Origin of the sequence: Streptomyces sp. NPDC059003 (genome assembly GCF_042740445.1) — a bacterium.
Lineage (GTDB): Bacteria > Actinomycetota > Actinomycetes > Streptomycetales > Streptomycetaceae > Streptomyces.
Map to the genome: position 1 here is coordinate 1 of NZ_JBHYJH010000040.1, position 13,613 is coordinate 13,613.

Below are 13,613 nucleotides of genomic sequence, written 5' to 3' on the forward strand. Positions count from 1 at the left end.
GCGTCGTACCGATGAACCAGTCGTCGACGGAGAAGAACGGCTGGTCCCTGCAGACCGCCACCCGCGGGCGCCCGGTGACGGCGCGGGCGAGGCGCACCGCGGCGGTGGTGACGTCGGAGCCGTTCTTGGCGAACTTCACCATCTCGGCGGTCGGCACCGTGGCCAGGAAGCGCTCGGCGGCCTCGACCTCCACGAAGGACGGCCGCACGAAGTTGCTGCCGCGGTCGATCTCCCGCCGCACCGCCTCGTTCACGCGGGGGTGGGCGTGGCCGAGGCTGACCGACCGCAGCCCCGACCCGTACTCGATGTAGCGGTTGCCGTCGACGTCCCACACGTGGGCGCCGCGGCCGTGGCTGATGACCGGGGCCAGGTTCTCGGGGTACTGGTCGTCGCCCTTGGCGTAGGTGTGCGCGCCGCCGGGGATCAGGGCGTGCAGCCGCTCGTTCGCCGTCCGCGACCGGGGCAGGTGGAACTCTTCGGTGGCCACGCGTACTTCACCCTTCTTCTTGCTTCAGGACCTCGGCGAGGCTCGGTGCCTCCCGGTCCCGCTGGGACATCGAGGTGACCGGCAGCGGCCAGGGGACGGCGAGCTCCGGGTCGTCGAAGGCGATCGTCACGTCCTCGGCCGGGTCGTGCGGGCGGTCGATGCGGTACGAGGTGTCGGCGGTATCGGTCAGCGCCTGGAAGCCGTGCGCGCACCCCGCCGGGATGTACAGGGTCACCTGCGTGTCGCCGGACAGCTCGAAGGTGGCGACGTTGCGGTACGTCGGTGAGTCCGGCCGCAGGTCGACGACGACGTCGAAGATCTTCCCGTACGAGCAGCGCACCAGCTTGGCCTCGCCCGCGCCGGAGCGCAGGTGCAGGCCGCGCAGCACGCCCCGGACCGAGCGGGACACGCTGTCCTGGATGAAGGCGTCCGGGTCGAGGCCCACCGAGCGGACCACGTCGGCGTCAAAGGTGCGGCAGAAGAAGCCGCGCTCGTCGGCGTACGGCGTCGGCTCGAAGAGGTACGCGCCGTGGATCGCGGGGACGTCGGTCGCTTTCATGGGGTTGCCTCCTGCCGGGGCGACGTCTTGAACAGGGTCCTGGTCAAGGCGGCGAATTGGTCGGCCAGTTGCCGCGCGACGTCGGCGTTCCGGTCGGTGAGGGTGGTGCGCAGCTGTGCCGATCTCTTCTCGAGGAGGCGGAACTGCTCCAGGAGTCGGTCGGCGTCCAGCTCTCGGGCCGGATGGCAGTACGCGCCGAGGCCCATCCGCTCCATGAGCGCCTCGCTCTTGGCCGCGTAGCTCAGGGCGAGCGTCGGGGTGCCGGACTTCAGTGCGCAGATCAGGTTGTGGTAGCGGGTCGCGACCACGGCGTCGGCCGCCGCCGTCTCCTGCATGAGGTCGGCGAGGGAGGCCGTCTCGGCGGCGGTGACCAGGGGTGAGTCCACCGCGTCCAGGATCGCGGCGACCACCCGCGCGTCGCACGCGTCGCCCGTGAGCAGCCGGACCCGTCTGCCCTCCTCGGCAAGGGCACGCACGAAGCGGGTCGTCCCTTCGAGGTAGCGGCGGTGGATCTCGTCGGCGCGGGCCCGGTCGTCGTTGCCGCCGTGGAAGTCCATGACACCGACGCACACCTGGCCCTTCGGGGCGGACGACGGCGTCGGCAGGGCGAACGCGAGGTCCGGGTACACCTCGTCGCGGGCGGTGTCGACGCCCATCTCCCGCATCGCGTCGCGCGACAGGGTGTCCCGGTACGAGCGGTACGTGGCCAGGCGTGCCGCCCAGCGCACCAGGGCCCGGGTCGGCCGGTCGCGGATCGTGTCCGCGCCCACGCTGACCAGCGCGACCCGGGTGCCCGAGAGGCGGCCGCCCGCGCAGAGCAGGAACAGCGCGTACGGGAAGCCCCACGGGCGCAGCGGCAGCGTGGCCTCCAGGACGCCCATGCCCGGGACGATCACCACGTCGTGGCGGCGCACCCAGGCGGCGGTGCGGGCGACGTCGACGAGTTTGCCGATGCCCTTGCCCGCGATGGCGCCCGCGCGCGACGCGGTGCGGTACTCCCCGCGGTACCAGTGCAGTCGGGTCGCGGGGATGCCGTACCGGGCCGCGACGGCTTCGGGTCCGCCGCACAGCGCGTCCACGACCGCGTCCGGGTGCTCGGCGCGGAGGTAGCCGAGCACGGCTTCGAGGGACCCGTCGTTGCCGAGGTTGCCGGAGCCGAGCAGGCCGAACACGCCGACGCGCACCGGCGTTCCGTGCGCCGGCCTCACGCCTGCCCGCCTTCACGGCCCGCCCGGCCCTCGCGTCCCGCGACGATCGCGTCGACGGAGACGGTGAGCCGGGCCGGGTCGACCGGGGCGCGGTCCTCGACCCGCTCGCCCGCGCCGGGCCTGGCCCGGCTGGCCGCCCACGCGGCCAGGTGGCCGTAGCAGGCGCGCCGGTCGGCCGCGGACAGCGGCGCCCGCCGGATCGCCGCGACGAAGCCCCCGACGTACTCGGCGAGCAGCCGGGGCGTCGGGTGCAGCAGGCCTGCCCGGCGCGGGTCCAGGTTGACGCACCGGGAGCGCTTGGACGGGTTGGCGCGCTCGGCGCGGGTGGGGTGGTCGCGGCGGAAGTAGAGCAGTTCCGGCACCTGGTGGAAGGGCCCGTGCAGGCCGATCTCCGCGACGAACGTGCGGTCCGCGTGGTGGTAGCTGTCGTGCGGCTTCACCTTGCGCAGCACGTCGGCGCGCATCACGCCGTAGAAGTCGTCGCCGCCGGGCTCGAACAGCATGCTGCGGAAGCGCACCGGCGGGCGCGGCGAGTCGGTGGCGAGCGTGTACGCGTACGGGACCTTCACCTGTCCTTCGGCGTCGATGACCGCCTGGTCGGCGTGCGCGAGGATGACGTCAGGCCGCTCGTCGAGGGCCTCCACACAGCGCCGCAGCAGGTCGCGGGCGTACAGGTCGTCGTGCGAGGCCCACTTGAACAGCTCGCCGTGGCACTGGGTGAACACGTAGTTGTGGTTCGGCGCGGCGCCGATGTTCCGGGGCAGCCGCAGGTACCGGATGCGGGCGTCCTGCGCGGCGTACTTGCGGCAGATCTCCTGGGTCCCGTCGGTCGAGGCGTTGTCGGAGATGACCAGTTCAAAGTCCTCGTAGGTCTGGCCGAGCAGGGCGTCGAGCGCCTCGGCGAGGTACTCCTCGCCGTTGTAGACGGGCAGGCCGATGCTGAGCCGGGGTTGGGCGGTCATGACGTCCTCACTTCGGGGATGGGATGGCGGTGGCGCTCGCGCAGGGCCGACCGCAGGTGCAGCCACCAGACGGCGGAGCTGCAGAGGGTCGCCGCGGCGACCCCCCAGGCCGAGCCGACCGCGCCGCCCACGGCCGCCCCGCCGAGCCCGCCGCCGACGTAAGCGGCGGAGGCGAACAGTTGGGCGCGCAGGCTGCGCCGGGCGGCGGCGAGCGCGCGCAGCCCGGCCGCGGCGCCGATGCCGAGGCCGGAGCCCGCGACGCCGAGCACGGCGGGCACGATGAGTCCGGACGCGGAGCTCCAGACGTCGCCGAGCACGAGTTCGCCCGCCCGGTCCGGCACCAGGAGCAGCGCCACGCCCCAGAGCAGCGCGGCGGCGGCGAGGCCGCCGGACAGCATGAGGCAGAACGCGGCCAGGCGGTGCGGGGCCTGCCGCAGCACCCGGGCCGCTTCGGGGACGGTGACGAGCGAGAGGCCCATCAGCAGGGCCAGGAACGGCCCGAGCAGGAGCTCGGCGCCCCTGACCACGCCCACCGCGCCGACCCCGACGATCGCGCCGAGCCCGTACGCCCGCAGCTGGGACGCGCCGCTGACGCCGACGTTCTCGACCAGGTAGCGGTAGCCGAGGTCGCGCTGTTCGCGCAGCCACGCGCGCGCCCTGTCCGGCCTGGGCCGGATGCCGGACTGGAAGCAGCCGTACCCGGCGGCGACGGCGGCGGCCGCACCCCAAGCGAGGACGAAGGCCTGCACGCTGCCCACGCGGGCCGCCAGCAGCAGCGCCGGGACCAGCGCGAGGGCTCCCAGGAGGTCATTCACGCACGCTTTGCGCCCGGTGCCCGCGGCGAAGAACGAGTACCGCCAGGCGTCCTGGAGGAGCAGCCCGGGCAGCACCACCCCGAGGGCGGCGAACGCGGGCCCCACCCGGCCGCCGAGGCCGAGGCCGACCACCAGGCACACCAGGCCGACGGCACCGCCGACGCCGAGCGCGGTGCCGGACGACCGGGCCGCCGCCGCGCGCCAGGGCGCGTCCGGCACGCCGCTGAAGCGCACCACCAGCGGGTCGGTGGCAAGGCCCCGGGAGACGCTGAGCACCACGCCGTAGGTCACCCAGGCCAGGCTGAACACGCCGAACGCGGTGAGCCCGAGCGAGCGGGCCACGTAGATCCCCACCGCGAAGTTGGTCATGCTGCAGACCGCCTGGTCGGCCAGGCCCCAGGACAGCCGTCCCGCCATGGCCCGTTTGGCGGTCCGCTTCTGGCTCTCGGTGGTCATCGGTGTCACGCCTTGATCAGCCCGGCGCCGCCCAGGGCACCGGCCGCGGCGGCGACGGTGTCGAACGGCAGGCCCGCCCGCTCGGCGACGTCGAGCAGACTGTGCTCGCCGTCGGCGAGGCTGAGCACCCAGAGCATCGCCATCTGGGCCTGCTTGGCGTCGCTGCGGCCGCCGAGCGAGTCGTACAGCCCTCTGCGGCCCAGCTGTGGTTCGCCGTACGGGCTGAGGTTGAGGTAGCGCCGGTTGCGGTCGAGGACGGCGAACGCCTCGCGGCAGACGGCGAGCGTGTCCGCCATCGCCTCCGGGGAGACGAAGTCCGGGTTGTCCGCCGAGGTGTGGTACTCGGGGTAGCCGGCGTACGGGGTGCGGCTGAGCGAGCCGACGCCGAGGTCGAACCCGGGCGAGCAGTACTGCCGCTCGTCGTAGCCGTACGGGGTGAACTCGTTGACGCTGTGCGGGCGTTCGGAGGCGGCGAGCACGTGCCGCATCACCCGGTCGATCTCCGCGTCGCCGCGCCTGCTCTGCTTGTACGTCAGCTGTCCCGAGTCGCCCGCGCAGGCCAGCACGAGCCCGTGCTTGACCCGGTCCATCCGCTCCGCGTTGCGGGCCAGCCAGGTGATCGCCCCGATGGTGCCGGGCGCGTAGATGAACCGGTAGGTGTAGTACGGCGTTTCCCGTGCCAGCGCGCGGGCCAGGAACGTCGCCACTGCGATGCCGGCCAGGTTGTCGTTGGCGAGCGACGGGTGGCAGACGTGGCAGGAGACGATCACCTCGTCGGGGACCTGCCCGGGGACCACGTGCTCGGCGTAGGTGAGGTGGCCGTCGGCGAGGGTGGAGTCGATACGCACCTCGTACTCGCCGTCCGGCAGCGCGTCCAGGGTGTCCTGGGACAGGCAGAATCCCCACTGGGGCTGGTAGTAGCTGGTGCGGTACGGCACCAGGGTCGGCTGGTCCGGCAGGGTGTGCAGGTGTCCGCGCAGCTCGGACAGGGGCATGGTCCGCGACACCGGCACGCTGTAGCCGAGCACGTGCAGGCTGGACGCGGCGAAGTCGACGACCCGGCGGCCCCCGGCGTCGGCGATGTACGCGTCCCGGATGTTCCACTCCTGCGGCACCGTCCAGTCGAGCACCTGCGTGCCGGTCGGCACCTCGTGGACCTGCAGCGGGACGTACTCGCCGACGATCTCCAGGGTGGCGCGCACCCCGTCGCCCGTGATGCTGCGGCACAGCGGGTAGAGCCGCTCCACCAGCGCGTGCATCTGTTCGCCGACCGAGGTCATGGGCTGTTCGCCACCACCTTCTTCGCCCCGCGCGGTCATCGGCGCCACCGCAGGGTCTCGTCGACGGTGCGGGCCTCGGACGCCGCGCGCAGCACGGCGAGGCGGGTGAAGCGCCGCTCGAAGTCCCCCCGGGTCAGGCCGTGCTTGCGGTAGGCGTCGGCGAGTTCGAGCGCGCCCTGCTTCACCGTCCACTCGCAGTCGAAGCCGGGGATCGCGGCGCGGAACCGGGAGAAGTCCACGCGGTACGACCGCGGATCGGCGCCGGTCTCGCCGGTGATCTTCACCTTCGCGCCGGACACCGCCTCCGCGACCTGCTCGGCGATCTCGGCGACCGTGACGTTGTTGGTCTCGCTGCCGATGTTGAACGCCCGGTCGTGCACCGCTTCGCGCGGCGCGGTCAGCGCGGCCGTGAAGGCCCGTGCGATGTCGGCGGCGTGCACCAGCGGGCGCCAGGGCGTGCCGTCGGAGAGCACCAGGACCTCGCCGGACAGCAGGGCGTGGCCCACCAGGTTGTTCAGGACGATGTCGGCGCGCAGCCGGGGCGAGTAGCCGAAGGCGGTGGCGTTGCGCATGTACACCGGGGTGAAGTCGCCGTCGGCGAGCGCGTGCAGGTCGTCCTCCACCCGCACCTTGGACTCCGCGTACGGCGTCACCGGGCGCAGCGGGGCGTCCTCGGACACCAGGTCGTCGCCGCCCGCGGCGCCGTACACCGAGCACGTCGACGCGTACAGGAAGCGCCGCGCTCCGGCGTCGCGGGCGAGGCGGGCGAGGTGGACGGACGCGTGGTGGTTGATGTCGTAGGTGAGGTCCGGGGCCAGCGCTCCCAGCGGGTCGTTGGAGAGCGCGGCCAGGTGGATCACGGCGTCCACCCCGGCCACGTGTTCGGCGGTGACGTCGCGCAGGTCCACCCGGGTGCCGGGCGGGTCCGCGGGCTGCGGGCCGAGGACGCAGTCGGCGAACAGGCCGGCGTCGAGACCGACGACCTCGTGCCCGGCGGCCGCGAGGACCGGGGCCATCACGGTGCCCAGGTAGCCCTGGTGGCCGGTCAGCAGTACGCGCACAGTTCAGTCCCCCACAGTGGAAGTGCTCGGATTGGTGGTGCTCAGCTGGGTGGTGCCCGGCCGGGACGTGCCCAGGTCGAGCGTGAGTTTGGTGGCGGCGAACGCCTCGGCGTAGCGGGCGTGGCATTCGATGCCGCGGATCCGCGCGAGGCCGAGGAAGGCCTCCCGGTCGTACCAGGGACGGTGCCGCTGCGAGGCGTAGTGCTCCTGCAGCAGCCGCACCTTCTGTTCGGCGATCTCCGTCGACAGCGGCTGGTACGCCGACGGGCGGCCGAGGTCGCCGTCCCACTTGACGATCTCGTAGCCGAGGACGAGGTGGTCGCGGAACGCGGTGGGCATCAGCTTCGCCAGGCCGCGGTGGTCCTGGTGCGCGTCGTCGGTGCGCGGGGCGAGGACCAGGTCGGGATCGGTCCGCTCGCGCAGCTCCTCGACCGCGACCTTGGCCTCGTCCCAGTGCACGGGCATCCGGCCGTCCGGCAGCTTGAGCACGGTCAGGCGCAGGTCGGCGCCCGGGCAGAAGGCGGTGAGCGCGGCCTGCTCCTCCTGTTCCCGCTCGGTGCCGCCGCCGGAGAGCACCAGCGCGTCGACGCGGATGCCCGGCCGCGCGTGGCACAGCGTGAGCAGCGTGCCGCCGGCGCCGATGGCGATGTCGTCGCAGTGGGCGCCCACCGCGACGATCCGCTCCAGGGGCCCGGCCCCGAGCCGGATCACGCGCTCACCCCCGCGCGGTCCTGCTCCCACACGGCCCAGGGGCGGTCGCCGCGGGCGTAGGCGGCGTCGAGCGCGGCCCGCTCCTTCACGGTGTCGGTCGGCTTCCAGAAGCCGCGGTGCTGGTGCGCCACCAACCGGCCCTGCTTGGCGAGTTGGGCGCAGCCGTCGGCGACCAGGTCCCCGTTCTCCGGTATGTGGTCGAAGACCTCCTGGCGGAGCACGAAGTAGCCGCCGTTCTCCCACAGCGGCATGTCGCTCACCGCCGTGATGCCCCCGACCAGGCCGTTCTCGCCCAGTTCCACGCAGTGGAACGAGGACTGCGGCGGCACCACCATCATCGACGCGCCGGCGTCGCGCCCGGCGAACCGGTCGATCATCTCCGGCAGCGGAGCGTCGGTGAGCACGTCGGCGTAGTTGGCGAGGAACATCTCGTCGCCGTCCAGGTGGTGCCGCACCCGGCGCAGGCGCTCGCCGATCGGGGACTCGATGCCGGTCTGCGCGAAGGTGATCGTCCAGTCGGCGATGTCGGTGGAGAGGAGTTCGGTCTTCCCGCCCCGGAGCACGAAGTCGTTGGACGTCGTCTCCTCGTAGTTGAGGAAGAAGTCCTTGATGTGGTGGGCGCCGTAGCCCAGGCACAGGATGAACTCCTTGTGCCCGAAGTGCGCGTAGTAGCGCATGACGTGCCAGATCAGCGGTCTGGGGCCGACCATCGCCATCGGCTTGGGCACGTCGTCCGCGGCACCGCTGCGCATCCGCATCCCGTAACCGCCGCAGAACAGTACGACCTTCATGACGTCACCTCGACAGTGCCCTCGACAACGCTCAGTTCCGGGATGGGGAAGACCAGGCGGCCGCCCCAGTCGTGCACGAAGGACAGCTGCTCGGTCAGCTCGGCCCGCAGGTTCCACGGCAGGACGAGGACGTAGTCGGGCCGGTCGGCGGCGATCTGCTCGGGCGGCAGGATCGGGACGCGGGTGCCGGGGGTGAACCTGCCGTGCTTGTACGGGTTGCGGTCGACCGTGTACGCCAGCAGGTCGGGCCGGATGCCGCAGTGGTTGAGCAGGGTGTTGCCCTTGCCCGGGGCGCCGTAGCCGACGACTCTCTCGCCGCGCTCGGCGGCCTCGACGAGGAACTTCAGGAGGTCGCGGCGGACCTTGGCGACGCGGGCGGAGAACTCGGTGTACCCGGACAGCTCCTGGAGCCCGGCGGCCTTCTCGCGGGCAAGCACGTCGGACACCGCCTGAGACGGCTCACCGGCCACCTCGCCGGGCCGGGCCCACAGCCGGATGGAGCCGCCGTGCGTGGGCAGCAACTCGACGTCCACGAGCGCGAGTCCACCGCTCGCGAGCGCCCGGATCGCGGACGCGACCGTGTAGTACTGGAAGTGCTCGTGGTAGATCGTGTCGTACTGGTTCTCCTCGATCAGGGTCAGCAGGTGCTGCACCTCGATGGAGACCCAGCCATCGTCGGCGACCAGGGCGCGCAGGCCCTGGGTGAAGCCGACGACGTCGGGGATGTGCGCGTACACGTTGTTGGCCACGACCAGGTCCGCGGGGCCGTGCTCGGCGCGGACGGCCGCGCCGGTGTCCGGGCCGAGGAACTCCGTGAGCGTGGGCACGCCCGCCTCGCGCGCCGCGGCGCCGACGTTCACCGACGGCTCGATGCCGAGGCAGCGGATCCCCCTGTCCACCACGTGCTTGAGCAAGTACCCGTCGTTGCTGGCGACTTCGACCACGAAGGCGTCCGGTCCGAGCCCCACGCGGGCCGTGGCGTCGGCGACGAACGTGCGCGCGTGCTCCACCCAGGAGGTCGAGAACGAGGAGAAGTACGCGTACTCCTTGAACGTCTCCTCCGGCGTGATCAGCGGCGGGATCTGCGCGAGCCAGCAGTCGGTGCAGACCCGCAGGTGCAGCGGGTACGCGGGCTCCGGCTCGTCGAGTTGGTCCGCGGCGAGAAAGCTCTCGCACGGTGGTGTCGCCCCCAGATCGACGACGCTCGCCAGCGTCGCCGAGCCGCAGAGTCGGCATCCTGTCATCTACTGCCCCCCATTGATTCCGTCCGCACCGCGATCGCGGTGCGGTACCCCTCCACCAGGCGCTCCAGGCCGACGGCCGGGCTGAACCCGTGCTCGTATCGGCGCCGGGCCGCCCGGCCCATCTCCCGGTTGCGGTCCGGATCGGCCGCGATCCGGCGTATGCAGGACGCGAGCGAGGCGGCGTCGCCCGGCCGGTGCAGCAGGCCGGTCACCCCGTCCTCGACGAGTTCGACGAAGGCGCCGTGATCGGCGGCGACGGCCGGGACCCCCGCCGCCATCGCCTCCGCGACCACCAGGCCGAACGTCTCCAGGACCATGGACGGCGCCACCAGGGCGACCGACCGCGCGACGGCGTCCCGGCACTGAGCCGGGTCGAGCAGGCCGACGTACCGCACGTCGTCGCGGCCCGCCGCCCAGGCGGCCACCTCGCGCTCCAGCGGCCCCGCGCCGGCGAGCACGAGCGGCACGCCCGCGCCGCCGCTCGCCGCGATCTCGTCCCACGCGGCCATGAGCAGCCGCATGCCCTTGCCCTCCGCGAGCCGGCCGAGGAAGAGCACGTGCTCGCCGTCGCCCGCCCGGCGGGCGCCCGGGTCCGGCACGAAGTTGTGCTTCACCACGAGGCGTTCGGCCGGCATGCCGGAGCGCACCAGGATGTCGCGCTGCGCCGCGGAGATGCAGAAGAACCGCTCCACGCCGGTCCACCACCGCCGCCGGTTGACCGCGCTGCTGACCGCGAGCGGCACCGTCGCGAGCCGGGAGCCCCGGTAGCAGCCGTGCCGGACGGCGGGCAGGGACGACGCCGACCCCACGCACTCGGTGCACGGCCTGCCGTCCCGGTGCAGCGTGCCCGGCGGGCAGACCTGGGTGTAGTTGTGCAGCGTGGCGACCACGGGCACACCGGCGTCGGCGCAGGCGGTGATGACCGCGGGCGACAGGAGCGGGAAGACGTTGTGGACGTGCACCACGTCGGGCCGTTCGGCGCGGAGCCGGGCGGCGAGCTCCGTGCGGACCGCCGGGTTCCACGGCACGAGCAGCGGCACCGCGGCCTTGCCGAGCAGGGAGCGGGCGGCGATGTCGTCGCTGCGCCGCTCGAAGGTGTCGACGCGGTGGCCCGCCGCGCGCAGCAGCGCCACCTCTTCGTCGACGACGCGGTTCTCCCCGCTCGGCTGCTTCGACGAGTAGCGGTTGTGCACCACAAGGACATGCATGCTCAAGGTCACCTCCGGGCCCATCGCGGGATACGTCGTCGAGGGACCGCGTCCTTCGACGGGGGCGTGGCCGCGGCGGGCGCCGCGAGCAGCGAGGCGGCCAGGGCCAGGTGCAGCAGATACGGCGACGCGTCGCCGAGCCCGGCCTCGGTGTACGACGAGATCGCGCAGTAGCTGATCAGGAAGATCGCGCAGGCCCGCGGCAGCGACGGCGGCCGCAGGAGCGCGACGCCGGCGAGGGTGACGATCATCGCCGCCACGATGGTGACGCCGATCAGACCCTGCTCGTGGTAGACGGCGAGCCAGCTGTTGTCGATCGGCAGGCCCCCGAACGACTTGTCGCTCAGGCCCACGCCGAACACCTTCTCCCCGGTCGTGCGGGGCGCCGCGAGGAGGGCGTCCCAGACCTTGGCCCGGCCGGTGAGGTTGGACATGTTCTCCTGGCTCTGTCCGCGCAGGTACCAGGACTGCAGCGCGGAGCTGAACGCCACGGCGGCCACCGTGGCGCACACCACCGTCCAGGCGAAGAACCGGCGGGCGGCGGAGCTGGTCAGGACGAGCGAGCCGATCGCGAGCACCAGGCCGATGAGCAGGCCGAGCGTGGCCGTGCGGGTATGGGTCAGCAGGAGCAGGACGACCGACGGCACGATGATCACCGCCGCGCTGGTCCCGGTGGTCTGACGGCCGAGCAGGAGCAGCACGGTGAGCCCGATGATGATCGCCGCGTACTGTCCGATCTGCGGCGGGGTGAGCGGCCACAGCGCGCCGACGAGGCGCCCGCCGTAGTACTCGGGCCGGGCCGTGCCCGGTGCGACGGCCAGGCCCGCGGCCACCAGGACGAGCACCGCGAAGTACATCCGGATGTGGTACCGGACGAACGTCAGGCTCCCCTGCCACCAGCGGCTGAGCAGCCACAGCGTGCCGATGAACAGCGCGAGCCGCCCGCAGCGGAACAGGGCGCCGTACCCGACCTCCAGGTTCGCGCTGGAGATCACGCTCGGCACGAGGAGGAGGGTGAGCAGGAAGACGAAGGCGCTGGGGCGGATGCGCAGCCGGAGGTTGAGCGCGAGCGCCAGCGCGAACGCGGAGACCAGCGCGCCCATGGTGGCCATCTGGATGAGGGAGCGGGGCAGCGGGACGACCGTCTTCGCCCCGGCGGAGCCGAGCGTGTTGAGGGCGAGCAGCGCCCAGACGATCCCGACGGCCTTCGGTGTGGCGGCGGTGCGCGGTGCGTCGCCGGACGGCTCCGGTGCCGTGTCCGGTCCGCCCGGCGGCCCGCCGTGCAGCAGGTGTCCGCTCATCTCAACCACCGGCCTGCGGGTCGAAGGTGCTGCCCTCGTCCTGGCGGTAGGGCGTGGTCTGCCACTGTCCGGCTTCGAGCTTGCGGCCCGGGTCACCCGCGACGAAGCTCCACGGCCCGCGGTAGACGTTGTCGCGCCAGCGGTTGTGCTGCTTGTGGGTGATCGCGTCGGCCACCCGCTTGCCCTTGTACGGCGACCACTTGGGATAGGTGCCGTAGTTGGCGAGGACCGCCATGCGGCCGCACTCCGCCGCGCACTTGACGGCGGACGGGTCGAGGACGAAGCGGTTGCCGTGGATGTCCACGCGCTGGGTCTTCCACCGGCAGTCGCCGTAGAGCGGTGCGGTGGCGATCCCGGGGCGCTTGCAGCGGTCGGTGTCCTTCACAAGGAGCGTGCAGTAGCCGGTCGAGGTGTTGGCCGGGCTGTTGCAGAACCGGTCGGCGTTCTCCCACAGGGTGATCCCGTTCCAGTTGTTCTCGAGGACGTTCCGGTAGATGTCGATCCTGTCCGTGCGGGCCCGGATCCGTGGTTCGCCGCCGGCCTCGGAGATGTAGACGGTGGCGTACGGGAAGTCGTCGCCGCGGTCGGCGTTCCTGCGGCCCTCGACCCAGTTGTTCCGGCGGATCGTGTTGTTGCGGATGACCGCGTTGTAGCTGGTCTCGTACATCAGCGCGGCGCCGTCGTTGGCCTCGATGACGTTGTTCTCGAAGCGGAAGTCGTTGTTGTTGTTGTCCGCCCACAGTCCGACGCCGCGGTTGTCGTGCACCCAGTTGCCGCGGACGTCGGCGCCGTTGACGGCCCAGAACTTGATGCCTCCGGTGCAGCCGCAGCCGGGCTTGCGCCGCTCCCAGTCGTCGGTGTTGTTGCCCACGACCTCGTTGCCCTCGACGAGCAGGCCCTTGATGGAGTCGCCGGTCTTGTACGCGTTCATTCCGTACTGCCCGTTGCCGCGCAGACAGCTGGCGCGGACCCGCTGGCGGGCGCCGGCCATCAGTCCGGCGCCGGAGTTGTACTGGATCTTCGCGTGCTCGATCACCCACCCGTCGGCCATGTCGTGGTTGACCACGCCCTCGTTGTTCGGCGCGACGAAGCGCTGCACGGTCAGGTGGCGGATGGTGACGTCGCGGGCGGTGCCGCCGAACGCGTACTGGTTGGTCTTCCGGCCGTCGAGCACCGCGCCGGGCGCGCCGACGTAACGGTTCCCCTTCTTGGGGACGACCTGGGAGTAGCGGTCGGAATCGAGCCTGTGCCTGCCGGGACGGAGCCAGAACGTAGTGTTCGGGGGGCTGTTCCTGGTCTTCGCGGCCAGGTCGCCGACCACGGCGGGGTCGACCGTCACCGCGCCCGCAGGGGCCGTCGCCGGACCGGCCGCGGGCTTGGCGCACACCCGGGCCACGGGCCGGGCCGCGGACGTGGCGGGCGAGGCGTCCGACTCCGCCGAGGCGCCCGGCGCGCTGTCACAGCCGGTCACCGCGAGCAGGGCGAGCGCCAGCGGTGCCGCCGGTAACGCCCACTTCCGCCACATGATCC

12 protein-coding genes and 1 pseudogene are annotated in these 13,613 nt (G+C 72.5%); all 13 read right to left on the minus strand.

Annotated features, from left to right (window positions below; genetic code table 11):
* Positions 1–487: aminotransferase class III-fold pyridoxal phosphate-dependent enzyme (locus tag ACFWZ5_RS16930; RefSeq protein WP_384890802.1), on the minus strand; the 487-nt coding region annotated here is incomplete at its 3' end.
* A 7-nt stretch (positions 488–494) separates the two neighbouring features.
* Positions 495–1,046 (minus strand): dTDP-4-dehydrorhamnose 3,5-epimerase, encoded by a 552-nt coding sequence (gene rfbC, locus ACFWZ5_RS16935; protein WP_384800902.1) that lies wholly within the window; start codon positions 1,044–1,046, stop codon positions 495–497.
* The gene (locus ACFWZ5_RS16940; protein ID WP_384800899.1) at positions 1,043–2,254 is read right to left on the minus strand and encodes a polysaccharide pyruvyl transferase family protein; all 1,212 of its coding nucleotides are present in this window, start codon (positions 2,252–2,254) and stop codon (positions 1,043–1,045) included. Before ACFWZ5_RS16940 ends, rfbC begins: the two co-directional genes overlap by 4 nt.
* The gene (locus ACFWZ5_RS16945) at positions 2,251–3,216 is read right to left on the minus strand and encodes a glycosyltransferase family 2 protein (RefSeq protein ID WP_384800896.1); all 966 of its coding nucleotides are present in this window, start codon (positions 3,214–3,216) and stop codon (positions 2,251–2,253) included. Before ACFWZ5_RS16945 ends, ACFWZ5_RS16940 begins: the two co-directional genes overlap by 4 nt.
* Positions 3,213–4,487 (minus strand): hypothetical protein, encoded by a 1,275-nt coding sequence (locus ACFWZ5_RS16950; RefSeq protein ID WP_384800893.1) that lies wholly within the window; start codon positions 4,485–4,487, stop codon positions 3,213–3,215. The genes ACFWZ5_RS16945 and ACFWZ5_RS16950 overlap by 4 nt, the downstream gene beginning before the upstream one ends.
* Positions 4,488–4,492: 5 nt before the next feature.
* On the minus strand, positions 4,493–5,767 hold the full coding sequence (locus ACFWZ5_RS16955) for a DUF4910 domain-containing protein (RefSeq protein ID WP_384800890.1): 1,275 nt from the start codon (positions 5,765–5,767) through the stop codon (positions 4,493–4,495).
* A gap of 35 nt (positions 5,768–5,802) precedes the next feature.
* On the minus strand, positions 5,803–6,828 hold the full coding sequence (locus ACFWZ5_RS16960; protein ID WP_384800887.1) for an NAD-dependent epimerase/dehydratase family protein: 1,026 nt from the start codon (positions 6,826–6,828) through the stop codon (positions 5,803–5,805).
* A 69-nt stretch (positions 6,829–6,897) separates the two neighbouring features.
* A pseudogene (locus ACFWZ5_RS16965) lies at positions 6,898–7,539 on the minus strand (PIG-L deacetylase family protein); the annotation flags it as partial.
* Positions 7,536–8,330: a glucose-1-phosphate cytidylyltransferase gene (locus ACFWZ5_RS16970; protein WP_384800884.1), complete on the minus strand. Its 795-nt coding sequence runs from the start codon at positions 8,328–8,330 to the stop codon at positions 7,536–7,538. The gene ACFWZ5_RS16970 and the pseudogene ACFWZ5_RS16965, both read right to left, overlap by 4 nt.
* Positions 8,327–9,574: a class I SAM-dependent methyltransferase gene (locus tag ACFWZ5_RS16975; protein ID WP_384800881.1), complete on the minus strand. Its 1,248-nt coding sequence runs from the start codon at positions 9,572–9,574 to the stop codon at positions 8,327–8,329. Before ACFWZ5_RS16975 ends, ACFWZ5_RS16970 begins: the two co-directional genes overlap by 4 nt.
* Complete coding sequence (locus ACFWZ5_RS16980) at positions 9,571–10,782, minus strand: glycosyltransferase (RefSeq protein WP_384800878.1); 1,212 nt, start codon at positions 10,780–10,782, stop codon at positions 9,571–9,573. Before ACFWZ5_RS16980 ends, ACFWZ5_RS16975 begins: the two co-directional genes overlap by 4 nt.
* 8 nt (positions 10,783–10,790) lie before the next feature.
* Complete coding sequence (locus tag ACFWZ5_RS16985; protein WP_384800875.1) at positions 10,791–12,083, minus strand: O-antigen ligase domain-containing protein; 1,293 nt, start codon at positions 12,081–12,083, stop codon at positions 10,791–10,793.
* Between the two features lies 1 nt (position 12,084).
* Positions 12,085–13,608 (minus strand): right-handed parallel beta-helix repeat-containing protein, encoded by a 1,524-nt coding sequence (locus ACFWZ5_RS16990; protein ID WP_384800872.1) that lies wholly within the window; start codon positions 13,606–13,608, stop codon positions 12,085–12,087.
* Positions 13,609–13,613: the final 5 nt, after the last annotated feature.

What these genes read in the sequence shown, in the direction of transcription:
- rfbC (WP_384800902.1), bottom strand. Translation starts at nt 1,046, where the DNA reads ATGAAAGCGACCGACGTCCCCGCGATCCACGGCGCGTACCTCTTCGAG.
- ACFWZ5_RS16945 (WP_384800896.1), bottom strand. Translation starts at nt 3,216, where the DNA reads ATGACCGCCCAACCCCGGCTCAGCATCGGCCTGCCCGTCTACAACGGC.
- ACFWZ5_RS16950 (WP_384800893.1), bottom strand. Translation starts at nt 4,487, where the DNA reads ATGACCACCGAGAGCCAGAAGCGGACCGCCAAACGGGCCATGGCGGGA.
- ACFWZ5_RS16955 (WP_384800890.1), bottom strand. Translation starts at nt 5,767, where the DNA reads ATGACCTCGGTCGGCGAACAGATGCACGCGCTGGTGGAGCGGCTCTAC.
- ACFWZ5_RS16970 (WP_384800884.1), bottom strand. Translation starts at nt 8,330, where the DNA reads ATGAAGGTCGTACTGTTCTGCGGCGGTTACGGGATGCGGATGCGCAGC.
- ACFWZ5_RS16975 (WP_384800881.1), bottom strand. Translation starts at nt 9,574, where the DNA reads ATGACAGGATGCCGACTCTGCGGCTCGGCGACGCTGGCGAGCGTCGTC.
- ACFWZ5_RS16980 (WP_384800878.1), bottom strand. Translation starts at nt 10,782, where the DNA reads ATGCATGTCCTTGTGGTGCACAACCGCTACTCGTCGAAGCAGCCGAGC.
- ACFWZ5_RS16985 (WP_384800875.1), bottom strand. Translation starts at nt 12,083, where the DNA reads ATGAGCGGACACCTGCTGCACGGCGGGCCGCCGGGCGGACCGGACACG.
- ACFWZ5_RS16990 (WP_384800872.1), bottom strand. Translation starts at nt 13,608, where the DNA reads ATGTGGCGGAAGTGGGCGTTACCGGCGGCACCGCTGGCGCTCGCCCTG.